Source organism: Maritimibacter alkaliphilus HTCC2654 (assembly GCF_000152805.1).
GTDB classification, from domain to species: domain Bacteria; phylum Pseudomonadota; class Alphaproteobacteria; order Rhodobacterales; family Rhodobacteraceae; genus Maritimibacter; species Maritimibacter alkaliphilus.
Window position 1 is genome coordinate 2137243 of record NZ_CH902578.1, and the last position, 25871, is coordinate 2163113.

26 protein-coding genes are annotated in these 25871 nt (G+C 66.0%); 16 read left to right on the forward strand and 10 right to left on the reverse strand.

The features are described from left to right. Window positions 1-14: 14 nt before the first annotated feature. Genes cobW through RB2654_RS11550 form a run of 4 tightly spaced genes read left to right on the forward strand, consistent with a single transcriptional unit; the run spans window position 15 to window position 5690 of the window. Window positions 15-1088, forward strand: coding sequence for a cobalamin biosynthesis protein CobW (cobW, locus tag RB2654_RS11535; protein ID WP_008331668.1), 1074 nt, complete (start codon window positions 15-17; stop codon window positions 1086-1088). Beyond that, on the forward strand, window positions 1088-1540 hold the full coding sequence (locus RB2654_RS11540; protein WP_008331669.1) for a GNAT family N-acetyltransferase: 453 nt from the start codon (window positions 1088-1090) through the stop codon (window positions 1538-1540). Before cobW ends, RB2654_RS11540 begins: the two co-directional genes overlap by 1 nt. Beyond that, on the forward strand, window positions 1540-5229 hold the full coding sequence (gene cobN / locus RB2654_RS11545; RefSeq protein ID WP_008331670.1) for a cobaltochelatase subunit CobN: 3690 nt from the start codon (window positions 1540-1542) through the stop codon (window positions 5227-5229). Before RB2654_RS11540 ends, cobN begins: the two co-directional genes overlap by 1 nt. Further along, the gene (locus RB2654_RS11550; RefSeq protein WP_040884771.1) at window positions 5226-5690 is read left to right on the forward strand and encodes a GNAT family N-acetyltransferase; all 465 of its coding nucleotides are present in this window, start codon (window positions 5226-5228) and stop codon (window positions 5688-5690) included. Before cobN ends, RB2654_RS11550 begins: the two co-directional genes overlap by 4 nt. Window positions 5691-5798: 108 nt before the next feature. Here RB2654_RS11550 and RB2654_RS11555 read toward each other — a convergent pair whose 3' ends face one another. Then, a complete protein-coding gene (locus RB2654_RS11555) occupies window positions 5799-6092 on the reverse strand; it encodes a hypothetical protein (protein WP_008331673.1) in 294 nt (97 codons plus the stop codon). A 135-nt stretch (window positions 6093-6227) separates the two neighbouring features. On the opposite strand from RB2654_RS11555, the gene RB2654_RS11560 reads away from it, so the two are divergent. The 5 genes from RB2654_RS11560 to RB2654_RS11580 all read left to right on the forward strand — a co-directional run bounded on the left by RB2654_RS11560 (window position 6228) and on the right by RB2654_RS11580 (window position 11549). Further along, window positions 6228-7433 (forward strand): TsoY family (seleno)protein, encoded by a 1206-nt coding sequence (locus RB2654_RS11560; protein ID WP_008331674.1) that lies wholly within the window; start codon window positions 6228-6230, stop codon window positions 7431-7433. A gap of 111 nt (window positions 7434-7544) precedes the next feature. Continuing rightward, entirely contained in the window at window positions 7545-7889 is a 345-nt protein-coding gene (locus tag RB2654_RS11565; protein ID WP_008331675.1) for a CidA/LrgA family protein, read from the forward strand. Beyond that, window positions 7886-8602 (forward strand): LrgB family protein, encoded by a 717-nt coding sequence (locus RB2654_RS11570; RefSeq protein WP_008331676.1) that lies wholly within the window; start codon window positions 7886-7888, stop codon window positions 8600-8602. Before RB2654_RS11565 ends, RB2654_RS11570 begins: the two co-directional genes overlap by 4 nt. Window positions 8603-8613: 11 nt before the next feature. Beyond that, the gene (gene cobO, locus RB2654_RS11575) at window positions 8614-9222 is read left to right on the forward strand and encodes a cob(I)yrinic acid a,c-diamide adenosyltransferase (RefSeq protein ID WP_008331677.1); all 609 of its coding nucleotides are present in this window, start codon (window positions 8614-8616) and stop codon (window positions 9220-9222) included. Window positions 9223-9521: 299 nt separating this feature from the next. After that, window positions 9522-11549 carry an NADPH-dependent 2,4-dienoyl-CoA reductase gene (locus RB2654_RS11580; protein ID WP_008331680.1) on the forward strand — a complete coding sequence of 676 codons (2028 nt, stop codon included), beginning with the start codon at window positions 9522-9524 and terminating at the stop codon, window positions 11547-11549. 258 nt (window positions 11550-11807) lie between these two features. Here RB2654_RS11580 and RB2654_RS11585 read toward each other — a convergent pair whose 3' ends face one another. The 4 genes from RB2654_RS11585 to argH form a co-directional block, all read right to left on the reverse strand. Beyond that, the gene (locus tag RB2654_RS11585) at window positions 11808-12122 is read right to left on the reverse strand and encodes a DUF2834 domain-containing protein (RefSeq protein WP_008331682.1); all 315 of its coding nucleotides are present in this window, start codon (window positions 12120-12122) and stop codon (window positions 11808-11810) included. Between the two features lie 7 nt (window positions 12123-12129). After that, the gene (locus RB2654_RS11590) at window positions 12130-13212 is read right to left on the reverse strand and encodes a Leu/Phe/Val dehydrogenase (protein WP_008331684.1); all 1083 of its coding nucleotides are present in this window, start codon (window positions 13210-13212) and stop codon (window positions 12130-12132) included. 266 nt (window positions 13213-13478) lie between these two features. Beyond that, window positions 13479-13832 (reverse strand): hypothetical protein, encoded by a 354-nt coding sequence (locus RB2654_RS11595; protein ID WP_008331690.1) that lies wholly within the window; start codon window positions 13830-13832, stop codon window positions 13479-13481. A gap of 52 nt (window positions 13833-13884) precedes the next feature. Then, a complete protein-coding gene (argH, locus tag RB2654_RS11600) occupies window positions 13885-15285 on the reverse strand; it encodes an argininosuccinate lyase (RefSeq protein WP_008331692.1) in 1401 nt (466 codons plus the stop codon). Window positions 15286-15309: 24 nt separating this feature from the next. Here argH and RB2654_RS11605 point away from each other — a divergent pair, with 24 nt between their 5' ends. The 3 genes from RB2654_RS11605 (at window position 15310) to RB2654_RS11615 (ending at window position 17326) form a co-directional block, all read left to right on the forward strand. Further along, complete coding sequence (locus RB2654_RS11605; RefSeq protein WP_008331698.1) at window positions 15310-15867, forward strand: TlpA family protein disulfide reductase; 558 nt, start codon at window positions 15310-15312, stop codon at window positions 15865-15867. A 71-nt stretch (window positions 15868-15938) separates the two neighbouring features. After that, complete coding sequence (locus tag RB2654_RS11610; protein WP_138424539.1) at window positions 15939-16328, forward strand: hypothetical protein; 390 nt, start codon at window positions 15939-15941, stop codon at window positions 16326-16328. Then, window positions 16328-17326, forward strand: coding sequence for a sterol desaturase family protein (locus tag RB2654_RS11615; RefSeq protein ID WP_008331700.1), 999 nt, complete (start codon window positions 16328-16330; stop codon window positions 17324-17326). Before RB2654_RS11610 ends, RB2654_RS11615 begins: the two co-directional genes overlap by 1 nt. Here RB2654_RS11615 and RB2654_RS11620 read toward each other — a convergent pair. Beyond that, window positions 17260-18039: an HTD2 family dehydratase gene (locus RB2654_RS11620; RefSeq protein ID WP_008331701.1), complete on the reverse strand. Its 780-nt coding sequence runs from the start codon at window positions 18037-18039 to the stop codon at window positions 17260-17262. The two genes, RB2654_RS11615 and RB2654_RS11620, sit on opposite strands and share 67 nt — an antisense overlap. After that, entirely contained in the window at window positions 18036-18578 is a 543-nt protein-coding gene (locus tag RB2654_RS11625) for an NADPH-dependent FMN reductase (RefSeq protein WP_008331702.1), read from the reverse strand. The genes RB2654_RS11620 and RB2654_RS11625 overlap by 4 nt, the downstream gene beginning before the upstream one ends. Window positions 18579-18648: 70 nt before the next feature. Here RB2654_RS11625 and RB2654_RS11630 point away from each other — a divergent pair, with 70 nt between their 5' ends. Further along, on the forward strand, window positions 18649-20286 hold the full coding sequence (locus RB2654_RS11630; protein WP_008331703.1) for a thiamine pyrophosphate-dependent enzyme: 1638 nt from the start codon (window positions 18649-18651) through the stop codon (window positions 20284-20286). A gap of 275 nt (window positions 20287-20561) precedes the next feature. Here the strand turns inward: RB2654_RS11630 and RB2654_RS11635 are convergent, their stop codons facing one another. The 3 genes from RB2654_RS11635 to RB2654_RS11645 are packed head-to-tail and all read right to left on the reverse strand — an operon-like array spanning window position 20562 to window position 22435. Continuing rightward, window positions 20562-20933, reverse strand: coding sequence for a hypothetical protein (locus RB2654_RS11635; RefSeq protein ID WP_008331704.1), 372 nt, complete (start codon window positions 20931-20933; stop codon window positions 20562-20564). Between the two features lies 1 nt (window position 20934). After that, complete coding sequence (locus tag RB2654_RS11640) at window positions 20935-21708, reverse strand: DUF6478 family protein (protein ID WP_008331706.1); 774 nt, start codon at window positions 21706-21708, stop codon at window positions 20935-20937. Window positions 21709-21763: 55 nt separating this feature from the next. Beyond that, complete coding sequence (locus RB2654_RS11645; RefSeq protein ID WP_008331713.1) at window positions 21764-22435, reverse strand: hypothetical protein; 672 nt, start codon at window positions 22433-22435, stop codon at window positions 21764-21766. Between the two features lie 118 nt (window positions 22436-22553). Here RB2654_RS11645 and RB2654_RS11650 point away from each other — a divergent pair, with 118 nt between their 5' ends. From RB2654_RS11650 to RB2654_RS11660, 3 genes are read left to right on the forward strand one after another with little or no spacing between them, the layout of a single operon-like run. Beyond that, on the forward strand, window positions 22554-23468 hold the full coding sequence (locus tag RB2654_RS11650; protein ID WP_008331715.1) for a CPBP family intramembrane glutamic endopeptidase: 915 nt from the start codon (window positions 22554-22556) through the stop codon (window positions 23466-23468). 30 nt (window positions 23469-23498) lie between these two features. Continuing rightward, on the forward strand, window positions 23499-24500 hold the full coding sequence (gene accD / locus RB2654_RS11655; RefSeq protein ID WP_008331716.1) for an acetyl-CoA carboxylase, carboxyltransferase subunit beta: 1002 nt from the start codon (window positions 23499-23501) through the stop codon (window positions 24498-24500). 32 nt (window positions 24501-24532) lie between these two features. Next, window positions 24533-25768: a bifunctional folylpolyglutamate synthase/dihydrofolate synthase gene (locus tag RB2654_RS11660; RefSeq protein WP_040885647.1), complete on the forward strand. Its 1236-nt coding sequence runs from the start codon at window positions 24533-24535 to the stop codon at window positions 25766-25768. The last annotated feature ends 103 nt before the right edge of the window (window positions 25769-25871 follow it).

Genomic DNA, 25871 nt, shown 5'->3' on the forward strand with positions numbered 1-25871 from the left:
TATCGGAGACCGCCATGCGTGCCAAGATTCCCGCCACCGTCGTCACCGGCTTCCTCGGCGCTGGCAAGACCACGCTGATCCGCAACATGCTCCAGAACGCGAACGGCAAGCGGATCGCGCTTATCATCAACGAATTCGGTGACCTCGGGGTCGACGGCGACATCCTCAAGGGTTGCGGGGACGAGACCTGCACCGAGGACGATGTGATGGAGCTGTCGAACGGCTGCATCTGCTGCACCGTGGCCGAAGATTTCGTGCCGACGCTGGAAAAGCTTCTGGACCGCGAAACGCCCCCCGATCACATCGTCATCGAAACCTCCGGCCTCGCCCTGCCGCAACCCTTGGTCCGCGCGTTTCAGTGGCCCGAGATTTCGACCCGCGTAACGGTCGATGGCGTCGTGACGGTGGTCGACGGCAAGGCCGTGTCCGAGGGCGTGTTCGCCGCGAACCTCGAAGCGGTCGAAGCCCAGCGCCGCGCCGACGAGAACCTCGACCACGAAACCCCGCTGTCCGAGCTGTTCGAGGATCAGATCGCCTGCGCCGACATGATCGTCGTGAACAAGATCGACCTTCTGGGCGAGGATGAGGCGACGGCCCTTACCGGCAAACTCTCGGGAGAGGCGCGCAAGGGCGTGCAAGTGGTCAAGACCTCCATGGGTCTCCTCCCGATCGAGGTGTTACTGGGTCAAGGCGCCGCGGCCGAGACCAGCATGGAGGGGCGGCACGAGGTCCACCATCATCACCACCATGACGACGACGACCACGACGACGATCATCACCACGACCATGAGCACGATCACGGCCATGACGAGTTCGAGTCGTTCGTCGTCGAGCGCGGCGAAATCGCCGACCCCAAGGCCTTTGCCGAGCAGGTCGCAGACGTGATCCGCCAGAACGGCATCCTGCGGCTCAAGGGCTTCGCCGCCGTTCAGGGCAAGCCGATGCGCCTGACGCTGCAAGCGGTCGGCCCGCGCGTCGATACCTATTTCGACCAGCCCTTCGGCGCTTCACCTCGCGCCACGCGGCTCGTCGTGATCGGCCAGACCGGGCTCGACCGTGCGCGGATCGAGGCCGCGCTTCAGGCCTGATGCTGATCGTCGAACCGGCGAACCCGCTCGACCCTGCGCCCTCGGCCCTTCTGGCACAGGCGCAGGCGTTGCAGGCGGAAACCTACGCGCCGGAAAACAACCACGCTTTGCCGACCGAGGCTCTCGCTGCCCCCGACATCCGCTTTTTCGCCGCACGCGAAGGTGACGAGGTGCTGGGCGTCGGTGCGCTGGCCATCCGTGACGGCTACGGCGAAGTGAAAGCCATGTTCACGTCGGGCGCCGCCCGCGGCAAAGGCGTGGGCGCGGCGCTGCTCCGCATGATCGAAGACACGGCGCGCGAGGAAAAGCTGCCCGTGCTGCATCTGGAAACTGGCGAAGAACTCGCCGCCGCCGTCCGGCTCTACGAACGTCAGGGCTTCAAACGCTCCGGCGCGTTCGGTGACTACGAGGACGACGGGATCAGCCTGTTCATGACCAAGGTTCTGGACTGATGCACCTCCTCGCCGCGACCCCCGGCCAGATCGACGATGGCAAGGACGCCGTCGATCTGGGCCAGACGCCTGCCGACGTGGTCTTCATCTCCGCCGCCGATACCGAGCTTGCCGCCCTGTCCGAGGCGCGCGCGGAGATGGACGCGGCCCCCTCCCTGCGTCTCGCGAACCTCACGCATCTCAATCACCCGATGTCGGTGGACCTGCACATCGACACCTGCGCGAAGCAGTCCCGTCTGGTGATCGCCCGAGTGCTCGGCGGCACCGGCTACTGGCGCTACGGGGCCGAGCAATACGCGGCCCACATGGCCGAGGCGGGCGTGCCCCTCGCGCTCCTGCCCGGCGACGACAAGCCCGACGCCGAACTCGCCGCGCTCTCGACCGTCTCGGACGAAGACTACGCCGCGCTCTGGGCCTATCTCGTCGAGGGCGGGCCGCAGAACGCGACCAACTTTCTCGCCTATGCCCGAGCGATGCTCGACGGCGGCGAGAAACCGGCCCCCGCCAGTCCGCTTCTGCGCGCGGGAGTCTACTGGCCCGGCGCGGGTGTCTCGGACCTCGCCACGGTCCGCGAGATGTGGGTGCCGGAGGCGCCCGTCGTCCCCCTCATCTTCTACCGGGCATTGGTGCAAGGCGCAGGTCTCAACCCGATCAACCGCATGGTCAAGGCGCTCCTGCGCCAAGGCCTGAACCCGCTCCCCATCTTCGTCGCCTCGCTCAAAGACCCGGTCTCGACCGCGACCCTCGAACACCTGTTTTCCGAGGCCTCGCCCAGCGTCATCCTGAACGCCACCTCTTTTGCCGTGGGCAGCCCGCATGCAGGCGACGACAGCCCGGAAAATCCGCTGGCGATGCAGGCCGCCAACGCCGCCCCTGTGTTTCAGGTCGTCCTCTCCGCCAGTTCCGAGGAAGCTTGGGCCGAGGGTCTCAACGGCCTCTCCGCCCGCGACATCGCGATGAATGTGGCCCTGCCCGAGGTGGACGGGCGCGTCCTGACCCGCGCGATCAGTTTCAAGGGCGAGGCCTATTACGACGACGCCACCCAATGCGCCATCGCCACCTACCGCGCCCAGGGCGACCGGATCGATTTCGTCGCCCGCCTCGCCGCCAACTGGGCGACCCTGCGCGCCACCCCCGCGCCCGAGCGCCGCGTCGCGCTGGTCCTCGCCAACTATCCCAACAAGGACGGACGGCTCGCGAACGGCGTCGGCCTCGACACGCCTGCGGCCACGGTCCACGCGCTGAACCTGCTCGCCTCCGCAGGCTACCGCTTCGAGAATGCCCCCGCCGACAGCGACACGCTGATGCAGGCGATCATGGCCGGACCGACCAACTGGCTCACCGACCGGGTCGCGCGCACCGGGGGGGTCGACCTTTCGATGGCGGACTACCAGATCGCCTATGGTCAACTTCCGTGGGAGGTGCGCCAGCGCATCGAAGAACGCTGGGGCCGCCCCGAGGCGGACCCGTTCTTCGAGCCGGGGGAGGTCGATTGCGGGCGCTTCAAGCTCTCGGTCCTGACCTTCGGCAACGTGGTCGTCGGCCTCCAGCCCGCGCGCGGCTACAACATCGACCCGACCGACACCTACCACTCGCCCGATCTGGTCCCGCCCCACGGATACCTCGCCTTCTACATCTGGCTGCGCGACGTGCACCGATCGAACGCCATCGTCCATATGGGCAAGCACGGCAACCTCGAATGGCTCCCCGGCAAGGCGCTGGCGCTCTCCGACACCTGCCTGCCCGAGGCCGTGCTCGGCCCGATGCCCCACATCTATCCGTTCATCGTGAACGACCCCGGCGAGGGCACGCAGGCCAAACGGCGCACGCAGGCGGTCATCATCGACCACCTGACCCCGCCGCTCACCCGTGCCGAAACCTATGGACCGCTCAAAGACCTCGAGGCGCTGGTGGATGAATATTACGAGGCCGCGGGCGTCGATCCCCGGCGCATCGACCATCTGCGGCGCGAGATTCTGACCCTCACCGCCGCCACCGGGCTCGACGCCGATGTCGGCATGTCGGGCGAGGATGAGGACACCGACCTCGCCAAGCTCGACGCCTATCTGTGTGAGCTGAAAGAGGCGCAGATCCGCGACGGCCTCCACGTCTTCGGCCAGTCGCCCGAAGGGCGGCTCCAGCGTGACCTCGTCCAAGCCCTCGTCCGCGTCCCGCGCGGCGACGGCAAGGGGCCGAACGCCTCGCTCATCCGTGCGCTGGCCGCCGACTTCGCCATGTCCTTCGACCCGCTCGACTGCGACATGGCGGCCCCGTGGGACGGCCCCCGCCCCGACGCCCTCACCGGCGGCACATGGCGCACCAACGGCGACACCGTCGAACGTCTGGAAGACTTCGCCACCCGCCTCATCGACGGCGAAGCGATCCCGCCGGGACCGATGAGCGGCGCCGTCAAGGACGAAATCGAAACCACCGTCCGCCCCGCCGTCACCACTTGCGGCCCGAGCGAAGGCACCGGTCTCCTCACCGCCCTCGCAGGCCGGTTCGTCGCCCCCAAACCCTCCGGCGCCCCCACGCGCGGGCGGCTCGACACGCTGCCCACAGGCGGCAACTTCTTCTCGGTCGACAGCCGCGCGGTCCCGACCCCCACCGCATGGGCGCTGGGCTGGAAATCCGCGAGCCTGCTGATCGACAAATACCTCCAGACCCATGGCGACTGGCCCCGCACCATACTCGTCACGGCTTGGGGCACCGCCAACATGCGCACCGGCGGCGACGACATAGCGCAAGCCCTCGCCCTCATGGGCGTGAAACCGAAATGGGACGCCGCCAACCGCCGCGTCACCGGGTTCGAGATCATTCCCTCGACCGCCTTGGGCCGCCCCCGCGTCGACGTCACACTCCGCGTCTCCGGCTTCTTCCGCGACGCCTTCCCCTCGCTCATCGCGCTGGTCGATTCAGCCGCCCGCGCCGTCCAGAACCTCGACGAACCCGACGCTGACAACCCCGCCGCCGCCCGAGCCCGCGCAGGCGAGGCGCAGTCGCGCGTCTATGGCTCGAAACCCGGCGCTTACGGCGCAGGCCTGCAAGCCATGATCGACGAAAAGCTGTGGGAGCGGAAATCCGACCTCGCCGACGCCTATCTCGACTGGGGCGGCTACGCCTACGGCGCCGATGCCACCGGCACCCGCGACCGCGAAGGGCTGGAACAACGCCTCAGCCAAACCGAGGCCATCGTCCAGAACCAGGACAACCGCGAACACGACCTCTTGGACAGTGATGATTACTACCAGTTCGAAGGAGGCGCGGCGGCGGCGGTCTCGACCCTTCAGGGCCGCGACCGCCCGGTCTTCCACAACGACCATTCCCGCCCCGAACGCCCCGTGATCCGCACGTTGGACGAAGAAATCGGCCGCGTCGTCCGCTCCCGCGTCGTGAACCCCAAGTGGATCGACGGCGTGAAACGCCACGGCTACAAAGGCGCGTTCGAAATCGCCGCCACGGTCGATTACCTCTTCGCCTTCGCCGCCACCACCGGCGCGGTCAAAAGCCACCACTTCGACCTCGTCCACTCGGCCTTTCTCGAAGACGAAGACACCCGCGCCTTCATCGAACGCCACAACGCCCCTGCCCTTGCGGAAATCGCCCAGCGCCTGTCCGAGGCGATGGAGCGTGGCCTCTGGACCCCTCGCTCCAACTCCGCCCGTGCGCTGCTCGAGTCGCTGGCATGACACCCCGCCGGATGCAGGACGGGGACGATCCCACCGCCCTCCTCGCCCTGATCCGCGAAAGCTTCGCCTATATGGAGGGCCGGATCGACCCGCCCTCCTCCATGACCCGGCTCACGACCGAAAGCATCCGCGACCAGATCGCGACCGGCGAGATCTGGACGCTTGGCGAACCAGCACGCCCCGAAGCCTGCATTTTCCTGACCCCCGACGCCCCCGCGCTCTACCTCGGCAAACTCGCCGTCGCCGCTACGGCCCGGCGCAAAGGCCATGGCCGCGCCCTCGTCGCCCATGCCGAAACCCGCGCCCGCGCGCTCGGTTTCGACCGCCTCACGCTCCAGTCGCGCATCGAACTCACCGAAAACCACACCACGTTCCGCCATTTGGGTTTCACCAAGATCGCCGTCACGGGCCATCCGGGCTACACCCGCCCGACCTCGATCACCTTCGAAAAACGGCTCTAGCTCTTTCCGGTCCCGAAATATCCCCGCCGGAGGCACGCCGCTCAGAGCCGCCATCGGCGGTTCTGAGCTGACCATGCGCCGCGCCGTGCGCGGCACCTTTCGGACAGGTCAGCCACAGGCCAATCGTGCGGTCACGACGGCCTGATCGCCTTTCAGGCTCCCGGACCAGACCTGACACCCGGTCGCCCGTTGGATCGCCACCTCGGCGCGGGCGAGCACGACCGACAACCGGGGCAGCACTTCCGGCGAAGTCCGGATCACCTCCACCCGGTCACCGTCGCGCCAGACCGAGAACCGGCTGCCAGCCACTTCCACCTCGACATGAGGCGAATCCATGAACCGCGGGCTGGGGCTGTTGCAGCCGATGAGCGCGAGGGCCGTGAGAAGAAACAGTATCCGCATGACGCCATCAAACCGTGTCTTGGTTAATGCGCCGTTAACAACGCCCCGCCTGCCCCTGCATCACCTTGTCACAGCCCTCTCCCGGATCGTTTCACTTACAACATATTCCAATTCGTGAATTTGAAGGGATCTGCCATGCAAACGAACCGTCCAGCGGACAATTACTCGCCGCTCTACTTCCTCGCCTCCGTCGGGGCCGGTGGCCTTTCGGTCACGTTCTTCATGTACCTGATGTTCTGGGTGCCGCACCCGGGCCGTCCCGTCCCGATCTTCGAGGACATCATGGCCGCCTTCTCGACCGGGGGCGCACCGCTCAAGACCGCCATCATCATCGCGATGGCCGGCATTGCGGTCTTCGCCTTCATCAATCTTCAAAAGTTGTTCTGGAACATCTCGGCCTTCAACCGCTTCCGCAAAACCGAAGGCTACCAGAAGCTGCGCAATTCCAACGCCGAAACCACCCTGCTCGCCTATCCGCTGGCGCTTGCCATGTCGGTGAACGGGCTGTTCATCGTCGGCCTCGTCTTCGTGCCGGGGTTGTGGAGCATCGTCGAGATCCTCTTCCCCTTTGCCATGGCTGCCTTCCTCGCCATCGGGATCTTCGCCCTGTCGATCATCGGCGATTTCCTTGGCCGCGTGCTGACCAAGGGCGGGCTTTTCGACGTGACGGCGCATAACAGCTTCGCTCAGATGCTCCCGACCTTCGCGCTCGCCATGGTTGCCGTCGGCCTCGACGCCCCGGCCGCGATGTCGACCAATGCGCTCGTGGTCGGCGTGGCGCTGATCGGCTCGACCTTCTTCTCGACCGTCGCGATCATCTACGCCGCCGTGGCGCTGTTCACCGCGTTCAACTCGATGCTGCACTACGGCACCGCCAAGGAAAGCGCGCCGACGCTGATGATCCTGATCCCGCTGATGACGATTCTCGGCATCATGTTCCTGCGCCAGGACCACGGGATGCACACCACGTTCGAAAGCCATACGAGTGCCGCCGAGACCATGATCTTCCTCGCCCGCCTCGTGTCGGTGCAGGTCATGTTCCTCGGTCTCGGCCTCGTCGTTCTCAAGCGCGAGGAATACTTCAAGGACTTCGTCTTCGGCTCCAAGACCTCGCCCGGCTCCTACGCGCTGGTCTGCCCCGGCGTGGCGATCTCGGTGCTCACCCAATTCTTCCTGCACAAGGGACTGGTCGCCGCCGGGATCGTCGACAAGTTCTCGGTCGCCTACTGGGTCGTCATCGCCATCGCGCTGGCCTTCCAGTGGTCGATGGTCTGGCTGGTGTTCCGCCTGAACCGCCAGCACTTCGGGCGCACCACGGCCGCCGCCGTGCCCGCCGAGTAACCGACCGCAATCACCGGAACGGGGCGGGCCGCAAGCTCGCCCCGTTTCGTTTGTGCGGTTGCGCTCGGCCCTGCCGCGGCTACCATCGGTGGACGCGCGAACGGGGACCCGATGATCCGAGCCATTGCCATCCTGCTGGGATACCAGCTCGCCGGTGAAGTCACCGCGCGCGCCTTGGGGCTCAGCCTGCCCGGACCCGTGCTGGGGTTCGCCGCCCTGTTCCTGACGTTCCTCGTCTGGCCGCCGCTTCACGCGATGCTCGCGAACACGGCGCGCGGGCTGCTTGCGCATTTGTCGCTGCTTTTCGTCCCGGCCGGTGTCGGCATCGTCCGCCATATCTCCAGCCTCGGGGACCAAAGCGTCGCGGTTCTTGTCGCCATCGTCGCCTCGACCGCGCTGGCCATCGCCGCAGGCGCCACCGTCTTTGCCCTCGTCGACCGGGTGACGCGCCGATGACCGATTTCGCGGACATCTGGTCCTATCTGGCGCAAGGCCCGCTTCTGTGGCTGACCACGACGCTGATCGCCTATCTCTTCGGGGCCTGGCTGCAAAAACTGTCGGGCACGAAGCCCTGGGTGAACTCGGTGCTGATCGCGGTCGCGCTGCTGGCGGGCGTGCTGGTCCTGACCGGCACGACATACGAGACATATTTCGAAGGCGCGCAGTTCGTCCATTTCATGCTCGGCCCGGCAACAGTCGCGCTGGCGATCCCGCTTTACGACAACCGCGCGCTCATCCGCGCCTCGGCGCTGCCGATGCTGGCCGCGCTGGTCACCGGGTCGCTGGTCGCCATCCTGTCGGCGCTCGCCATCGCCCGCGGCCTGGGCGTTTCGGGCGATGTCCTGATCTCGCTCGCCCCGAAATCCGCGACCGCGCCCGTGGCGCTGGGCGTCGCCGAGGCGATCGGCGGCTCGCCCACGCTCACGGCCGTGCTCGTGATCCTGACCGGGATCACCGGGGCCGTCATCGCCTCGCCCATCCTGAACCTCCTGCGCATCCGCGACGACCGCGCGCGTGGCTTCGCGCTCGGCACGGCAAGCCACGGCATCGGCACCGCCCGCGCGTTTCAGGAAAGCCAGACATCCGGCGCGTTTTCCGGCGTCGCCATGGGGCTGAACGCCATACTCACGGCGCTGATCGCCCCCGTCATCATCCGACTGTTCATCTGAGGGAGGACCGCATGAGCGAAGACACCGACCGCCACGCACAGAAAATGGCCAAGAAGAAAGCCGCGCGCGACAAGATCATGGCGACCAAGACCGAAGAAAAAGGGCTGGTCATCGTCCACACCGGCAAGGGCAAGGGCAAGTCGTCCTCGGCCTTCGGCATGATCTTCCGCGCCATCGCCCACGGGATGCCCTGCGCCGTGGTGCAGTTCATCAAAGGGGGCATGGGCACGGGCGAACGCGACCTGATCGAGCAGAACTTCTCGGACCTGTGCCAGTTCCACACGATGGGCGAAGGCTTCACCTGGGAAACGCAGGACAAATCGCGCGACATCGAAATGGCGCAGGCGGCGTGGGAAAAATCGAAAGAGCTGATCCGCGACCCGAACATCCGCATGGTCCTTCTGGACGAGATCAACATCGCGCTGCGCTACGACTATATCGACATCTTCGAGGTCGTCGAATTCCTGACCAACGAAAAGCCCGAGATGACCCATGTGATCCTGACGGGCCGCAACGCCAAGGACGAATTGATCGAGCTTGCCGACCTCGCCACGGAAATGGAGCTGGTCAAGCATCCGTTCCGCTCCGGTGTGAAAGCGCAGGCGGGCATCGAATACTAGGCCGGGATCTTCCCCTCGGGGAAGGTTTCCCTTTAAAAACAAGTAAATGCGACGCCCTGGTGAACGCGGCGCACGCAACGCCCCTTGGGCTTCTCTGTTTCAGGAAACCTTCGGGGGGAACGCGCGGCACGCGCGTGGGGGGCAGACGGCCCCCCTCCTCCCCCGCCGCCCGCGCCGCCGCCCGGCATAGGCGCCACCGCGACGGGGCGCAGCCCCGGCGCAATCCCTCCTTACGCAGCGTTGGGGAGTGACAGGGCACGCGCCGTCCCTATCCTCGCCCAACCAAAGGGAGGCCTTACATGACCCAATATCCGCACCTGCTCGCCCCGCTCGACCTCGGCTTCACGACTCTGAAGAACCGCGTGCTCATGGGCTCCATGCACACCGGGCTCGAAGAGCGCGGCGACTGGAACCGGGTCGCGGAATACTACGCCGCCCGCGCGCGCGGCGGGGCCGCGCTTATGGTCACGGGCGGCATCGCGCCCAACGAAGAGGGGGGCGTGTTTCCGGGGGCGGCGGGGCTTTACACGCCCGACGACATCGCGAACCACAAGGTCGTCACCGACCGGGTGCATGACGCGGGCGGCAAGATCGCCATGCAGATCCTGCATGCCGGGCGCTACGCCTACGGTCCGAAATGCGTCTCGGCCAGCCCGGTGAAATCCCCGATCTCCCCCTTCCCGCCGAAAGAGCTGGACGAAGAGGGGATCGAGAAACAGATCGCCGACTTCGTCACCTCCGCCACCCGCGCCCGCGAGGCGGGCTATGACGGGGTCGAGATCATGGGGTCCGAGGGCTATTTCATTAACCAGTTCATCGTCACCCACACCAACAAGCGCGAAGACCGCTGGGGCGGGTCCTACGAGAACCGCATCCGCCTGCCGATCGAAATCGTGCGCCGGGTGCGTGAGGCCGTGGGCGACGACTTCATCATCATCTACCGCCTGTCGATGATCGACCTCGTCCCGAACGGCTCCACCTTCGACGAGGTGGTTGAGCTGGCGCAGGAGATCGAAAAAGCGGGCGCGACGATCATCAACACCGGCATCGGCTGGCACGAAGCCCGCGTGCCGACCATCGCGACCAGTGTGCCGCGCGCAGGCTGGGCCTGGGTCACGCAGAAGCTGATGGGCAAGGTGTCGATCCCGGTCATCACCTCGAACCGGATCAACACGCCGGAGGTGGCCGAGGAGCTGTTGTCCCAAGGGGCGGCGGACATGGTGTCGATGGCGCGGCCGTTCCTTGCGGATGCCGATTTCGTGGTGAAGGCCGCCGAGGATCGCGCGGACGAGATCGCGCCTTGCATCGCCTGCAATCAGGCCTGTCTGGACCACACGTTCTCGGGCAAGATGACCTCCTGCCTCGTGAACCCGCGCGCCTGCCATGAGATGGAACTGGTGGTGGAGCCTGCGGCCACGCTCAAGTCCATCGCCGTCGTCGGGGCCGGGCCTGCGGGGTTGTCGGCGGCCCTCACCGCCGCCGAGCGCGGCCACAAAGTCACGCTTTTCGACAAGGCCGACCGGATCGGCGGGCAGCTTCACATGGCCGCCGCGATCCCCGGCAAGGAAGAGTTCATAGGGCTCATCGACTGGTTCAAGACGATGGTCGCCAAGTGGCAGATCGAAACGCGGCTGGGGGCCGAGGCCACCGCCGACGACCTCGCCGGTTTCGACGAGGTGATCGTGGCGACGGGCGTGACCCCGCGCGACCCGGGCATCGCCGGGCAAGACGGCGAAAATGTGCTGTCCTACATCGACGTGCTTTTGCACAAGGCCGAGGTGGGCGAGCGTGTCGCGATCATCGGCGCGGGCGGCATTGGGTTCGACGTGGCCGAGTTCCTGTCGCATCAGGGCACCAGCCCCGCGCTCGACCTCGACCTGTGGCGTGAGGAATGGGGCGTGACCGATCCTGCCTTGGCCGAGGGCGGGCTTGACCCCGAAGGCCCGCATCCGGTGCCCTCGCCGCGCCAGATCACGCTGATGCAGCGCAAGGCCAAGGCTCTGGGCAAGGGCCTGGGCAAGACGACCGGGTGGATTCACCGCGCCTCGCTCAAGATGAAGGGCGTCGAGATGGTGGGCGGCGTGAACTACGAGCGCATCGACGCGGACGGGCTGCACGTTTCGTCCGGTGAGACGCGCGACGACCCACGCGTGATCTCGGCGGATACCATCGTGCTCTGTGCCGGACAGGTCAGCGAGCGCAGCCTTGCCGATGCGCTGGCCGAACGGGGTATCACGGCGCATGTCATCGGCGGCGCGGACGTGGCGGCGGAGCTCGACGCCAAGCGTGCCATAGATCAGGGCACGCGGTTGGCTGCATCCTTGTAGGGCGCGCTTGCGAGTGGTCGTTCCCTAACGAACGCGACGCTCACGCGCCGAGGCGCGCGGGTGATTGCGGTGTTTTCCGTAGGCGGGGTGCGTGACGGGTCAGGGTGCTTTTTCAGGGATCAGAAATACCAGAATCCTAGTATTCTAGGAACTTCAATACGTGAATGCGACCTGCTTTCAATAGCTTACACACCACGCCGCACCGCAAAAAGTTAACGCAGCCGTCACTGACGGACCATCAGAGCGCCCCGCCAGCCCTCAGACGGGCCGGGTGCGGAGGAACAGGTAGAGCGGAAAGCCGCAGGACACGCCGATGAACAGCGCGGCCGGGATCGCAAGCAATGCCGACCAGTTCCGGCGCACCGCCGTTTCGGCGATGATCCACACCGTCAGCGTCAGCCCGGCGATCATCAGGTCGATGGCCATGCCCGTCACCGCCGGACCTTGGGTCCATTGCGCGAACAGGCCGCCAAGACTGGCCCCTTCGGACGTGAGATAGGTCAGGAAGTGCCACATCGGCCAGATGGCACCGACGATGGCGAGGATCAGGTAAAGAAGGCGCAGCTTTGACATGCCCCGATTACGTAGCGGGGGCGGGTTCGGATGCAACTGATCTTTCGCCTGCGGCTGCAAGCCGCTCCCGCACCATCTCGACCGCGACGGCCTGAGGCGTTTTGCCGGAGGTCTTGGCACGGCGCAGAATCTCGGTCACGCGCTCTTGCAGCCCGTCCAGCTTGCCTTTGACCCAGTTCGGATCGTCGACGCCCGCGATCTCGGCGGCGACGTTCATGATGCCGCCCGCGTTCACGACGAAATCCGGCAGATAGGTGATGCCGCGCGCTGCCAGCACGGTATCAAGGTCGTCGCGCGCCAACTGGTTGTTGGCCGCCCCGGCGACAAGGCGCGCGCGCAGTTCGGGGATCGTGTCTTCGGACAGCACCCCGCCCAGCGCACAGGGGGCAAAGACATCGCAATCCGTGGCATGGATACGATCCGGGGCCACGACGGTGGCGCCGTAGCGCGCCCGCGCCTCGTCACAGCGGGCCGGCGCGATATCCGCGACGGTGAGCTGCGCCCCGGCGGCGGCAAGCCGGTCGCAAAGCGCGGTGCCCACGTGACCCAGGCCCTGCACCGCGACATGAAGCCCGGCAAGATCCTCGCGCCCCGTCACCTCGCGCACGCCCGTTCGGATCGACTGGAACACACCCGTCGCCGTGACGGGCGAGGGGTCGCCGCTGGCATGCGCGCCGGTGGCGAGACCTGCGACGTGGCGGGTCTGGCTGCGCACCTCGGCCATGTCGGCGGGCGTGACGCCCACATCCTCGGCGGTGGTATAGGCCCCGTTCAGCCGCTCGACCGCACGCCCGAAGGCCCGCATCAGTTCCGGCGTCTTCTTCTGCCCCTCGGCCAGCATGATGACGGCCTTGCCCCCGCCAAGGTCCAACCCGGCGGCGGCGTTCTTGAACGTCATGCCGCGCGACAGGCGCAGTGCATCGGCAAGCGCCGCGCCTTCGGTCGGATAGGTCCAGACGCGGCACCCGCCCGCCGCAGGGCCGAGCGCACTGGAATGAATGGCGATGATGGCGTTCAGCCCGGACGGTTCGTCATGGGCGAACACCACCGTTTCATGGGCGTCGAAATCGAGATGCTGGAACACGGTCATGCGGGCCTCCTCTCCTGCAATCCGGGTCGGGGCCGTGCGGCCCCTGCGGTCAGCCTACGCCTCAAGCCCTTGAGAAAAAGACACTTTCGCGTGGTTCAGGCAGCAATTTGCCCAGCCGTTCGATCCTTTCGCCGAGGCCACGCAATGCGACCGATCGGACCTTTGGGCGCTACGATCACGCAGGAAAATTGCGCCAATCCGGAAAGGTATCGGGCTGGTGTCGCGTGCGGACTGCACGCAAAGCGAATCGCCCAAGCGGTTCGGTGTCAGCCGTTCCCCGGCGGTTCCAGCCGAATGAGAACCGAGAAGGGTTCGGGCGCGGCGGCGCGCATCACCTGAAACACCCGGACTTCAAGCGTCTTGGGCAGCCCCGCCATGAACATCCGGTCCGAGCGGGCATCATAGTAACCGGGAACCGAAACGGCGGTGTTCTGGCCGCGCACGACTTCGATCGACAGGTTGTTCGAGGGAAGCGTTTCAAAGGTGTAGCACAGCGCACCATCCGCAGGCGCTTCGCCTTCGATCGTGGTGTCGCCGTCCAGCGTGATGGTTTCGCAATCGGCAAGGGCCGCAGAGGCGAAGAGCGTGACCGTCGCGGTCAGGAGAGCACGTATCAACATGCGCGGTTCAATGGCGGCTTTCGCGCACGGGGTAAAGACCTGCACCCCCGGATCAGCCGAGAGCCGCCCGCCAGCGGGCGATCTGTTCGCGCACGCGCACGGGGGCGGTGCCGCCGTAGGATTGCCGCGAGGCGACGGAGGCTTCGACCGTCAGCACGTCGAACACGCCTTCGTTGATGTCTGCGTGTACCGTTTGCATCTCGGCGAGCGAAAGGTCCGGCAGGTCGCAGCCCTTGCCCTCGGCCATCGCGACGAGCGACCCGGTGACGTGGTGGGCATCGCGGAACGGCAGGCCCAGTTCGCGCACCAGCCAGTCGGCAAGGTCGGTCGCGGTCGAGAAGCCCGAGGATGCAGCGGCGGCCAGCGCCTCGCGATTGGCGGTCAGGTCGCTGACCATGCCCGTCATCGCGGCAAGCGACAGCATCAGGTTGTCGGCGGCGTCGAAGACCTGTTCCTTGTCTTCCTGCATATCTTTTGAATAGGCGAGCGGCAGGCCCTTCATCACGGTGAACAGCGCCACCATCGCCCCCATGATCCGGCCGATCTTGGCGCGGATCAGTTCGGCGGCATCCGGGTTCTTTTTCTGCGGCATGATCGACGAGCCGGTCGAGAAGCGGTCGGACAGGGTCACGAACCGGAACTGGGCCGAGGACCAGATCACCAGCTCTTCCGAGAAGCGGCTGAGGTGGACGGCGCAGATCGTGGCGCAGGACAGAAACTCCAGCGCATGATCGCGGTCGGACACGGCGTCGAGCGAGTTGGCCATCGGGCGATCAAAGCCCAGCGCCTCGGCCGTCATGTGCCGATCGGTCGGAAAGCCCGTGCCAGCCAGCGCGGCAGCGCCCAAGGGCGACTCGTTCATCCGGCGGCGCGCATCCTCGAACCGGGATTTGTCGCGCGCGAACATCTCCACATAAGCCATCATGTGATGACCCCAAGTCACGGGCTGCGCGGTTTGCAGATGGGTGAAGCCGGGCATGACCCAGTCGGCCCCCGCCTCGGCCTGATCAAGAAACGCGCGGATAAGCGCGTCGAGCCCTTCGATGGCCGCGTCCACCTGATCGCGGACCCAGAGGCGAAAATCGGTCGCCACCTGATCGTTGCGCGAACGCGCGGTATGGAGCCGCCCGGCAGGCTCGCCGATCAGCTCTTTCAGCCGCGCTTCCACGTTCATGTGGATGTCTTCGAGCGCCGCCGAAAACTGAAACTCGCCGTTCTCGATTTCTGACAGTACCGTGAGCAGCCCTTCCCGGATCGCCTCGGCATCGTTATCCGTAATGATGCCTGTGGCCGCGAGCATCGCGGCATGGGCGCGAGAGCCGGTGATGTCCTGGGGGGCCAACCGCTTGTCGTAGCCGATCGACGCATTGATCGCTTCCATGATCGCGTCGGGGCCTGCGGCAAAGCGACCGCCCCACATGGCGTTAGCGGTTTTTTTGTTGTTGTCTGTCATGGCACAGGAGCCTCGGAGAACCGGATGAACATTCGAACGCTGCTATACGCGGCCCTCATGCTGGGTGCAAACGCCGCCTTTGCGGACATGGCGCAGATCGAGGCGCTGAAGGACGGAGACATGAAAAAGCTCATGTTTACCGAGGCGAAACCTGCGGGCACGGCGACGTTTACCGATACCGAGGGTAACGAGGTGTCGCTGGCCGACTATCGCGGCAAGGTCGTGCTTCTGAACTTTTGGGCGACGTGGTGCGCGCCCTGCCGCCATGAGATGCCGATGCTGGATGCGCTTCAGGCGGAATATGGCGGCGACGATTTTCAGGTCGTGACCGTGGCCACGGGCCGCAACAAGGAAATGGCGATCGTCAAATTCTTCGAAGAGATCGGCGTCGTACACCTGCCCATCCTTATGGACCCGAAACAGGGGCTGGCCCGCGAGATGGGCGTGATGGGCCTGCCGGTGACCGTCCTTCTCGACCGCGAGGGCAACGAGATCGCGCGCATGATGGGCGACGCCGACTGGTCGTCGGACAGCGCGATGGCCATCATCGCGGCGATGATCGAACAGGGCGCGGGATCGTAACCCGGTTTCCGTAGCGCCAAGATTGACAGGGCGGCGCTCTCCCGCTTCCTTTGAAGGCGGAGGATTTCACCATGCCGCTTTGGCTTCTGGGCACCATCGTCGTCGTCGGGCTGGCCGCGATCTGGCTTATCATGCGGGTCTACGGCTTCGACCGACCGCTGGTCTTGACCCATGACATCGCGGCGGAAGAATTCGCGACCGACAACCCCGGCCTCGTGCCCGAGGACATCCACCTTGCCAAATCGGGGCAATCCGCGCTGATCCATGCCGGCGGGTCCACCTATGTCCTCTGGGTCATGGGGCAGGATGTGGCGACTCACAATGTTGCCCGCGCACGGGTGAGCGAGGCCGACACGGGGCTGACCCTGCGCCTGCCCGACTTCGCGGCTCCCCGCGTGACGCTCACCCTGACGGAAGACGAGAAGGCGAGGTGGAAACCGATGATCGAGGAGGCCGCCTGATGGACCTGTCGTCCCTAACCTATCCCGACGTGGTGTCGCTTGCGGTGCCCTTCTTCGTCGCCGCCGTGATCTTCGAGGTCACATGGATCTTCGTGAAGAAGCGCGGCGGGCGGTATGAGGCGCGCGATGCCATGACCTCGCTCGCCATGGGCGTGGGCAACGTGGTCGTCGGTATCCTTCTGGGCTTCATCACCTACGGGTTCCTGATGTGGCTGTGGGAGATCACGCCGCTCGATCTGGGCACAAGCGTCTGGGTCGTCGCCCTGTGCTTCGTGCTGGACGATCTGCGCTATTACTGGGTCCATCGGTTCGGGCACCGCATCCGCTGGGTCTGGGCGAGCCACGTGAATCATCATTCCAGCCAGCATTACAACCTGACCACGGCGCTCAGGCAGACGTGGACCGGGACCTTCACCTTTATGATGCTCCTGTCCGCGCCGCTGGTGCTTCTGGGCTTTCATCCCGCGATGATCCTGTTCGTCGGCGGCCTGAACCTGATCTATCAGTTCTGGATTCACACCGAGGCGATCGACAAGATGCCGCGCTGGTTCGAGGCGGTGATGAACACGCCTTCGCACCACCGGGTGCATCATGGCCGCAACCCGCGCTATCTGGATGCCAACTATGCCGGAGTCTTCATCGTTTGGGACAAGCTGTTCGGCACCTTCGTGCCCGAGCAGGCAGATGACAGGCCGGACTACGGCCTCGTCCACAACATCGGGACGTTCAATCCCTTCCGGGTCGCGTTCCACGAATGGGTCGCGATCTTTCGCGACTGGCGGCAACCGGGGCTGACCCTGTGGGACCGGCTGCGCTATGCCGTGATGCCCCCCGGTTGGCGCCATGACGGCAGCGGCGGCGGGTCGGAACGGCTCAAGGCCGACTACGTCGCCAAGCATCCGGATGCAGCGGGCACGCCGGGGTTCGAAAACTACCCGGCGTCCGCAACGGCCTCCATCACGACCCGGCCATCGGGTGCGCGCGCCCAAAGCTCCTGACCGGACCTGCAAAGCGTCAGGGCTTCGTAATGCGCGAGCGGCGAGGCCGCTCGGAATGAAAACCCGACGAGCGATCCAAGCTCCCGCACCGCCTTGAGCATGAGGTGTTGGGCGATGAGCGGGCCGTGGGTGACGAGGCCCGGATACATCTCGACCTCGCGCGCATAATCCAGATCGTAGTGAATCCGGTGGCCGTTGAAGGTGAGCGCCGAGTAGCGAAACAGCGTCGTCGTCGTGACCGAGACCTCTTCGCCCTGCTCATCGGCGGGGGCGGCACGGGTCACGGGCGCGGGCGCGCCCGGCGATGGGTCTTCGCGGTAGACGAGATCCTGAAACTCGCGGATGCAGAGCGTGCCGTCTTGCGAAATGTCGTGGCGCAGAGTGACGAACGCCAGCGGACCCGTGCGACCGTCTTTGCGGGTGGTTGTTTCGATGGACGACACCTTTTCCGCCGGGACGCCCGCGCGAAACGGCGCGGCGAATTCAAGCCGCCCACCGGCCCACATCCGGCGCGGCAGGCCCATGTCCGGGATCAACCCGACGCCGGTTTTCGGATGCCCGTCCCGGCCCAGCGCCTCGGCGGGCTGCGGTTCCCAGAAATAGATCTGGTGAAAGAAGGGCGGCAGCGCATCCCCCGCCGCGAACCGGTCCGGCAACCCAAGCGTCACCGCCAGCGCATTGGCGCGGGCCGGATCGACGACGTCCGAGATCACTTTTCCACCTCGGCCCGCAGCTTTTCCATCAGCTGCGTCAGGAACTTGACCGACACCTCGTCTTTCAGCTGACCATCCGCGCCGAACGCCTCGCTCGAATTTCCGATGAACACCTCGGGGCCATAGACGAGGTTCGACCGGAACGGCATCATGCACAGGATCAGGTTGTGCATCATCCGCTCGCCGCCCGCACGCCCGTCCGACGCGGCGATCAGGCTGACCGGCTTGTCCGCCCACGGGTTGCCCTTGACCCGGCTCACCCAGTCGAGCGCGTTCTTCAGAACGCCGGGGATGTTCTTGTTGTACTCGGGCGACGAGATCACCACGGCATCCGCCGCGCCGATCTGTTCGTGCAGTTTGAGCACCGCGTCCGGAATGCCCGGCCCATCCTGAATGTCCTGATTGAACACGGGAAAGTCGATGTCGGCCTCGACGTAGTCGCAGGGACCGAAGGCGCGCGCGGCCTCCTTCAGCAGCAGCCGGTTGTTCGAGGCTTTACGCAGCGCGCCGGGAATGCCAAGCAGGATCGGGTCAGACATATGCTCTCCTGTCGTTTCTGTCTTGGTAGGAAACGAGGCGGCGCGGGGGAAGGTTCAAAAAGAGGTGCCCATGCGTCACGGCGGCCAGATTCTCGTCGATCAGCTCAAGATACAAGGCGTGCGGCGGGTGTTTTCCGTGCCGGGCGAAAGCTTCCTCGCCGCGCTGGACGGGCTGTATCAGTCGGGGATCGAGAACGTCGTCTGCCGGCAGGAGGGCGGGGCCGCGATCATGGCCGAGGCGCATGGGAAACTGACCGGCAAGCCGGGGGTGTTGTTCGTCACACGCGGGCCGGGGGCGACGAACGCGTCGTCCGGCATCCACGTGGCGAAACACGATTCGACGCCGATGGTCGTGTTCGTCGGGCAGGTGGCGCGGGATCACCGCGACCGCGATGCGTTTCAGGAGGTGGACTACGTCCAGATGTTCCAAGGCCTCGCCAAATGGGTGGCCGAGGTGAACCAGACCGAGCGGCTGCCGGAATATATCTCGCGTGCGTTCCATGTCGCGCAGTCCGGTCGGCCGGGGCCAGTGGTGCTGGCCCTGCCGGAAGACATGCTGTCGGCCACCGCCGAGGTTGCCGACATTGCCGCGCGGGCCGAGGTTCCGGTGGCTGTCGCGCCGGAGACCGTGGGGGCCGTCGCCGCGCTGCTGGACGAGGCCGCGCGCCCGCTGGTCATCGCGGGCGGGCCGGGCTGGTCGGACCGGGCAGCGACGGATCTGGAGGCCTTCGCAGAGGCGCAGGGCATCCCCGTTGCGCTGTCGTTCAGGCGGCAGGACTACATGGACAACGGACATGCGAATTACGTGGGGGACTTGTCGGTCGGGATGCGGCCGGGGCTGAAGCGGGCGCTGGACGAGGCCGATCTTCTGTTGGTGCTGGGGTCGCGTTTCGGCGACATCACATCGAACGCCTATGCCCGCACGCCGGGTGCGCCGGGGCCGCGTATCGTCCATGTGCACCCGGACCCGGACGAGGTCGGGCAGGTCTATCGCCCGGACCTGAGCGTCCCGGCGGCGGCCCCCGCGATGCTGGCCGCTCTGGCCCGGCTGGACGGCACCCGGCGCAACGACCGTGCCGACTGGACCGCATCGCTCCGGGCCGATTACGAGGCCTATGTGCAACCGGTCGAGACGCCGGGCGCGGTCAAGCTGGAACAGGTGGTGCTGACGCTTCAGGACATGATCCCCGAAGGCGCGGCGCTGACGAACGGGGCGGGCAATTTCAACATCTGGCTGCATCGGTATTTCCGGTTCTCCCGCCGGAACCGCTATCTCGGCGCGACCTCGGGCAGCATGGGCTATGGATTTCCGGCGGCCATCGCGGCGGCGCTGGAGACCGGGCGACCGTCGATCTGCTGGGCCGGGGACGGCGACTTCCAGATGACGCTGAACGAAATGTCGACAGCGGTGCAACATGGCGCGCAGGTGGTGGTGCTGGTGGCAAACAACGGCCGCTACGGCACGATCCGCGCGCATCAGGAACGGGCCTATCCGGGGCGCGTGTCTGGCACCGATCTTGCGGCACCCGACTTCGCCGCGCTGGCGCGCGCCTATGGCGGCTTCGGCGCGATGGTGGCAGCGCAGGAGGATTTCGCGCCCGCCTTCGAGGCCGCCCTCGCCTCGGGTGGGCTCGCGGTCATCGACCTGAAGCTCGACCCCGAGGCGCTCACCCCCGGCCAGACGCTGACCGAGGTGCGCGGCTTCTGAGCTGATGAGGGGTTGCGCCGCGGCTCCGCCGCGTCGCAACGGGCCTCGCTTCGCTCGGCGGGGCGCTTGCCCAAGGTCAGCGCATGGGTGGCAAAGGTCGAGGGGGGCTGTCTGCCCCCCGCGCGCTTTGCGCGCTCCCCCCGAAGGTTTCTTGAAACAGAGAAGCAGGACGGGCGGCGCTTTCCCCTTCTCTGTTTCTAAAAACCTCGGAGGGGGTCTGGGGGAGGCTGGCCTCCCCCAGCGGGTCGACCGGGCGCAAGCCCGGGCGAAATACTTCAGGAGGTCTCGACGCAGTGGCGGCGGAAGGCGCGTTTCAGCATGTCGAGCTCGGCGCGCAGAAGCTCCATCTCGGCGCGGAAATCCTCGTCCAGCGGCTGACCGGTGACGACCGTGAAGCTTGCGAGCCGTTCGTCGGTCGCCTTGTTCGCGATCAGGAAGGTCTGCACGCCTTCCGACAAAAGTTCGGCGGGGATCGGGACGGCGACGCGGAACTGGCCTTCGACCTCGGGATCTTCGCGCAGGGTCGCGCCCTCGATGCCCTGTCCGTTATGCGTGACGGTGATGTCGGGCGGCGTGTCGGCCCCGGTCAGCACCCCCTCCCATACGCCCGCGTGAATGCGCGTCTTGGTCAGCACGATCTCGGCCATCTTACACCTCCGCCCGCGGGCGGCGTGAGAAGTTCACGTCCCGCAGCATCACCTGGTTCATTTCCGGCCCCTCGAAGATCAGGTCGACCCAGGCCCGCTCCACCCGCTTTTCGTTGAGCTTGGTGTAGGCGAGGTCGAAGTCGACCGAAAGCTCCCGGTCCGACAGGGGCAGTTCGCGCACCATCTGTTCGGTGTTGGGTCCGTGCTGGATGTTGAGGCGCGCGAAGATTTCCAAGGGCTTTTCGGTTTCCACCACAGCGTTCATGCGGATCAGGTGCTTGCGCCCCAGCGCCCGCATCGCGCTTTCCGGCAGATCGACGACCAGCGACAGGAACGAGCCGTCGAATTGGAACACATCCATACGCAACCCATAGGGGGCGAGGTCGTCCTCATGCGTGTTGCGAAGCTGGCGGACGGTGAGTTCCGAGATCCGGCAGTCGTGGAAGATCTTCACCTCGTCGCCGAAGCCGGTCTTGCTTTCCACCGCGGCCTGACCGGGCGGGAAGATCGGGCCGCGCCACAGCTCGGGCCGCCACGACCAATCGGAGTGGAGCGGTTTGGAAAACGCGTTCGACCCGATGAGGGGAAGCGCGAGGCGGCCGTTCGAGACGTAGAGCAGCCGGTCGGTGACCTGCCGAAGCTCCAACGCGCGCAGGCGGACCCGGCGCAGGCGGTCGAGGCCCAAGTCATCCGCCGCCGCTGCGATCTTGCGCCAGCGTCGCATGACGAGGTGATGGAGCATCGCATCGAAGGGGCCGAAGGCGCGGTTGGACATCGGTTATTGTTTACCTTTCGTGAACAATGGCGTCATCTACACCAGAATTATTGACCTAAAGCAAACGGTTGAGAAGGCTGCGAAGGCCCTTGTCGCCGGTGGACACACCCGTTTCTGACGGCGACGCGGAGCCGGATTTCGGCGAGGCCCGGCGCACCGCCTTGGTGAAGGCGAGCAGGAGCGACTTGCCGGTCGCCGGGTCGAGCGGGGTGGCGGCGGTGCCGGACACGGTGAGCGTGACTAGTGCACCGGACTGCGGAAAGACCGCGCGCCAGTAATCTTCGGACAGGTCGATGGTGTCGCCGTCGCGGGCGCGGATCACCAAAAGGTCGTCGGTCTGTTCGAAAGACGCCACCGAGACGCGGTCGGATGATCCGCTGCGCGAGAGCGTGGCTTTTCCCTCCGGTCCCCGCAGAATGTCGGCAAGCGCCGCCATCTGGTTCGGGCCGAGGTCACCCGCACCGGGCGCGACCGCTGCCGTCAGAACCGCAGGGGCGACCGGGTTCGGCCCCGCCCCTTCGATCCCCGGACAGGTGCCGTAAAGCAGGAAGGCGCCCGATGGGCCTTCGCGCCGTTGCGTGGGGTCGAGGCAGTAGCCGCGCGGCGCGGCGATCACGACCTGACCGCCGAAGACAGGTGTCCCGGCCCCCGATCCCGCGGTCTGGCCGGCACAACCGGCCAGCAGAAACACGGCCGCGACCAGCCCTGATTTCGCGCGCATCGTCATGCTTTTCGTCCCGGAACCATGAGGCGACGGGATAGGTCGCGCGGCGGTGCGATGCAAGCCGACCTTGTGACCGGTGATGTGTTCACTATGTTCGTGAAACGAGAACGCGGAGTGATGAATGCAGGATTTCTGGTCCCCAGCCCTGCCGAAAGTGCAGATCTGGCGCACGGCGCTGGGCTTCGTTCTGCTGATCGCGATGTTCTTCGCGGCCACCTTCGCGCTGTTCGAGGTCGGGTCACGGCTGATCTCGTCCGACCCGGCCACCATGCTGGGCGGTGGCAATCCGGCGAGCGCGTCGATCTTCTTCGCGACGTTCATCGGGTTCCACATCGGCTTGCTGATCGTCCTGCCGCTTTTGCACAAGCGAAGCTACCCGACGCTGTTCGGGCCGACCCGGCGGCTGAACCTGCGCCATTTCGCGATCGGGACCGCGGTGACGCTTGCGCTTGCGACCTTCCTTTACGGCGTGATGTTCGTCGAGCGGGTGTTCCTGCCCGATGGTGTCGAACCGACGGTGCGCCAGATCAGGCCGCTGTCCGACTGGCTGGTCTGGCTTGTCCCGGCCATCGTTCTGATCTTTCTGCAAACCTTCGCGGAAGAAGCGCTGTTTCGCGGCTACCTGCTGCAACAACTGCGTGCGCGGTTCGCCAGCGTGTTCGTCTGGGCCGTGCTGCCGTCGTTCATCTTCGGTCTGCTGCACTTCGACGCGTCGACATATGGCACGATGAACGCGCTCGCCTATGTCATCAACACGACCACGACCGGCATTCTCCTGTGTCTCATCACGATCCGCACCGGCAACCTCGGCGCGGCGGCGGGGCTGCATTTCGGGAACAACGCGGCGCTCATCATGATCGGCATCGACGGCAATCTCGACGGCTTCTCGCTGTTCGTCGTGGGGATGGAGCTGGAGTCGGGCTATACCGCCTATTCCATCCTCAGCCAGACCGCGTTCACGCTGGTTCTGTTCACGATCTGGTGGTTCTGGATGAACCGCCGGGACAAGATTGCAAAGGCGGGCCTCCCGGCATAGGTAGGGCGCGAACGTGGCAAGGAAGGCGCGATGAACTGGATTTCCAACTACGTCCGGCCCCGGATCAACTCGCTGTTTTCGCGGCGGGAGGTGCCGGAGAACCTGTGGATCAAGTGCCCCGAATGCGGGACCATGCTGTTTCACCGGGAGCTGTCGGACAATCTGAATGTCTGTTCCAACTGCGATCACCACATGGCGATCACCCCGCGCGAACGCTTTGCCAAGCTCTTTGACGGCGGCACCTTCGCCGAGGTGAGCGTGCCCGCGCCGATCGACGATCCGCTCAAGTTCAAGGATCAGAAGAAATACCCCGACCGGATGAAGGCCGCGCAGAAGGCCACCGGCGAGAAAGAGGCGATGCTGGTCGCCGAGGGCGAGATCGGGCGCACGCCCATCGTCGCGGCCTGTCAGGACTTTTCATTCATGGGCGGCTCGATGGGGATGTACGTGGGCAACGCCATCATCGCCGCCGCCGAACGGGCGGTGAAGCTGAAGCGCCCGCTCGTCCTGTTCTCCGCCGCCGGGGGTGCGCGGATGCAGGAGGGTATCCTGAGCCTCATGCAGATGCCGCGCACGACGGTCGCCGTGCAGATGCTGAAGGAAGCGGGGCTGCCGTATATCGTCGTTCTGACCCATCCGACCACGGGCGGTGTGACCGCGTCCTACGCGATGCTGGGCGACGTGCAGATTTCCGAGCCGAACGCGCTGATCTGTTTCGCGGGCCCCCGCGTGATCGAACAGACGATCCGCGAGAAGCTGCCGGAAGGGTTCCAGCGGGCCGAATATCTGCTCGACCACGGGATGCTCGACCGGGTGACGCATCGCAAGGAGTTGCGCGAAGAGCTGATTACGATCCTGCGGATGCTTCTGGGTCAGGGGCCTGCGGTGCGCGGCGATCTGCCCGCGCCGGAGCCGAAAAAGGCCGACGCCAAGGCCGAGCCGAAACCTGCCCCCAAGCCGCAGGCAAAGGCTGAACCGGCCAAGCCCGCGCCGCAGAAGACCGCGCCACCCAAAGAGGCGCCGAAGAAGTGAGCAAGGCAGGCTCGGACGTCATCCTCGACCGGATGATGTCGCTTCACCCCAAGGTGATCGACCTGACGCTTGACCGTGTCTGGCGGCTGCTTGCGGCGTTGGATCACCCGGAGCGGCGTCTGCCACCCGTCATCCATATCGCCGGGACCAACGGCAAGGGATCGACGCTGGCCATGCTGCGGGCCGGGCTGGAGGGGGCGGGCAAGACCTGCCATGCCTATACCTCGCCCCACCTCGCCCGGTTTCACGAACGCATCCGCCTTGCAGGTGAGTTGATCTCGGAAGATCATCTGACCGAGGTGCTGGACCGCTGTTACGCGGCGAACGGCGGCGAGAGCATCACGTATTTCGAGATTACGACGGTCGCGGGGCTGCTCGCCTTTTCCGAAACCCCGGCGGATTACACGCTGCTCGAGGTCGGGCTTGGCGGACGGCTGGACGCGACGAACGTGATCGCGCCGGAACTGACGGTCATCACGCCGGTCTCGATCGACCACACGCAATTTCTGGGCGACACGCTCGCCGCCATCGCGGGCGAAAAGGCTGGGATCATCAAGCGTGGCGTGCCCTGCGTCGTCGGGCCCCAGCAACCCGAGGCGCTCGAGGTGATCGAGGCCACGGCGGAGCGGCTCGGTGCCCCGCTGCTCGTCCACGGCCAGCATTGGCAGGTCTGGGAAGAACGTGGTCGGCTGATCTATCAGGATGAAAGCGGCCTGCTCGACCTGCCCCGGCCTGCCCTGTTGGGCGAGCATCAGATCATGAACGCGGGCGCGGCGCTGGCAGGGCTGCGCGCGCTCGGCTTTGGCGAAGAGGCCTGCGAGGCGGCGATGACCAACGCGACTTGGCCCGCGCGGATGCAGCGACTGCGCGAGGGGCCATTGGTCGAGGCCGCCGGAAGCGCCGAACTCTGGCTCGACGGCGGGCACAACCCGGCGGCGGGCGAGGCTCTGGCAAAGGCGCTCGCCTCCATGACCGACCGACCTTTGCATCTGATCTGCGGCATGTTGAACACCAAGGATATCACCGGGTTCATGCGCCCTCTGGCCGATGTCGCGAAAGACTTGCGGGCGGTGTCGATCCCCGGCGAGGCCGCGACCCTGAGCGGTGAGGAAACGGCCGCATTCGCACGTGGCGCAGGGCTTGACGCGCGCACCGCCCCGGACGTGGGCACGGCGATCCGCGAGATCGTCGCCAATGACGCGCACGCCCGCATTCTGATCTGCGGCTCGCTGTATCTGGCGGGCGCCATTCTCCGGGAAAACGGCTGAGATCTGTGGCGAAAATGACTCGCCCCGCCTAATTCTTCGGGCGCGTTTCGGGCCGGTTTTGTCCTCGAGCCGCTTCAAGCGACTGGCACGACTCACTTTTTCG

Bases quoted from the DNA above. Each gene is read 5' to 3' on its own strand.
- cobO (WP_008331677.1), top strand. From the start codon at position 8,614: ATGAGCGAAGACACCGACCGCCACGCACAGAAAATGGCCAAGAAGAAA.
- RB2654_RS11540 (WP_008331669.1), top strand. From the start codon at position 1,088: ATGCTGATCGTCGAACCGGCGAACCCGCTCGACCCTGCGCCCTCGGCC.
- RB2654_RS11570 (WP_008331676.1), top strand. From the start codon at position 7,886: ATGACCGATTTCGCGGACATCTGGTCCTATCTGGCGCAAGGCCCGCTT.
- argH (WP_008331692.1), bottom strand. From the start codon at position 15,285: ATGACAGACAACAACAAAAAAACCGCTAACGCCATGTGGGGCGGTCGC.
- RB2654_RS11605 (WP_008331698.1), top strand. From the start codon at position 15,310: ATGAACATTCGAACGCTGCTATACGCGGCCCTCATGCTGGGTGCAAAC.
- RB2654_RS11645 (WP_008331713.1), bottom strand. From the start codon at position 22,435: ATGACGATGCGCGCGAAATCAGGGCTGGTCGCGGCCGTGTTTCTGCTG.
- RB2654_RS11630 (WP_008331703.1), top strand. From the start codon at position 18,649: ATGCGTCACGGCGGCCAGATTCTCGTCGATCAGCTCAAGATACAAGGC.
- RB2654_RS11660 (WP_040885647.1), top strand. From the start codon at position 24,533: ATGATGTCGCTTCACCCCAAGGTGATCGACCTGACGCTTGACCGTGTC.
- RB2654_RS11635 (WP_008331704.1), bottom strand. From the start codon at position 20,933: ATGGCCGAGATCGTGCTGACCAAGACGCGCATTCACGCGGGCGTATGG.
- RB2654_RS11625 (WP_008331702.1), bottom strand. From the start codon at position 18,578: ATGTCTGACCCGATCCTGCTTGGCATTCCCGGCGCGCTGCGTAAAGCC.
- RB2654_RS11555 (WP_008331673.1), bottom strand. From the start codon at position 6,092: ATGCGGATACTGTTTCTTCTCACGGCCCTCGCGCTCATCGGCTGCAAC.
- RB2654_RS11615 (WP_008331700.1), top strand. From the start codon at position 16,328: ATGGACCTGTCGTCCCTAACCTATCCCGACGTGGTGTCGCTTGCGGTG.
- RB2654_RS11565 (WP_008331675.1), top strand. From the start codon at position 7,545: ATGATCCGAGCCATTGCCATCCTGCTGGGATACCAGCTCGCCGGTGAA.
- RB2654_RS11590 (WP_008331684.1), bottom strand. From the start codon at position 13,212: ATGACCGTGTTCCAGCATCTCGATTTCGACGCCCATGAAACGGTGGTG.
- RB2654_RS11580 (WP_008331680.1), top strand. From the start codon at position 9,522: ATGACCCAATATCCGCACCTGCTCGCCCCGCTCGACCTCGGCTTCACG.
- RB2654_RS11550 (WP_040884771.1), top strand. From the start codon at position 5,226: ATGACACCCCGCCGGATGCAGGACGGGGACGATCCCACCGCCCTCCTC.
- RB2654_RS11650 (WP_008331715.1), top strand. From the start codon at position 22,554: ATGCAGGATTTCTGGTCCCCAGCCCTGCCGAAAGTGCAGATCTGGCGC.
- cobN (WP_008331670.1), top strand. From the start codon at position 1,540: ATGCACCTCCTCGCCGCGACCCCCGGCCAGATCGACGATGGCAAGGAC.
- accD (WP_008331716.1), top strand. From the start codon at position 23,499: ATGAACTGGATTTCCAACTACGTCCGGCCCCGGATCAACTCGCTGTTT.
- RB2654_RS11640 (WP_008331706.1), bottom strand. From the start codon at position 21,708: ATGTCCAACCGCGCCTTCGGCCCCTTCGATGCGATGCTCCATCACCTC.
- RB2654_RS11595 (WP_008331690.1), bottom strand. From the start codon at position 13,832: ATGTTGATACGTGCTCTCCTGACCGCGACGGTCACGCTCTTCGCCTCT.
- cobW (WP_008331668.1), top strand. From the start codon at position 15: ATGCGTGCCAAGATTCCCGCCACCGTCGTCACCGGCTTCCTCGGCGCT.
- RB2654_RS11585 (WP_008331682.1), bottom strand. From the start codon at position 12,122: ATGTCAAAGCTGCGCCTTCTTTACCTGATCCTCGCCATCGTCGGTGCC.
- RB2654_RS11610 (WP_138424539.1), top strand. From the start codon at position 15,939: ATGCCGCTTTGGCTTCTGGGCACCATCGTCGTCGTCGGGCTGGCCGCG.
- RB2654_RS11560 (WP_008331674.1), top strand. From the start codon at position 6,228: ATGCAAACGAACCGTCCAGCGGACAATTACTCGCCGCTCTACTTCCTC.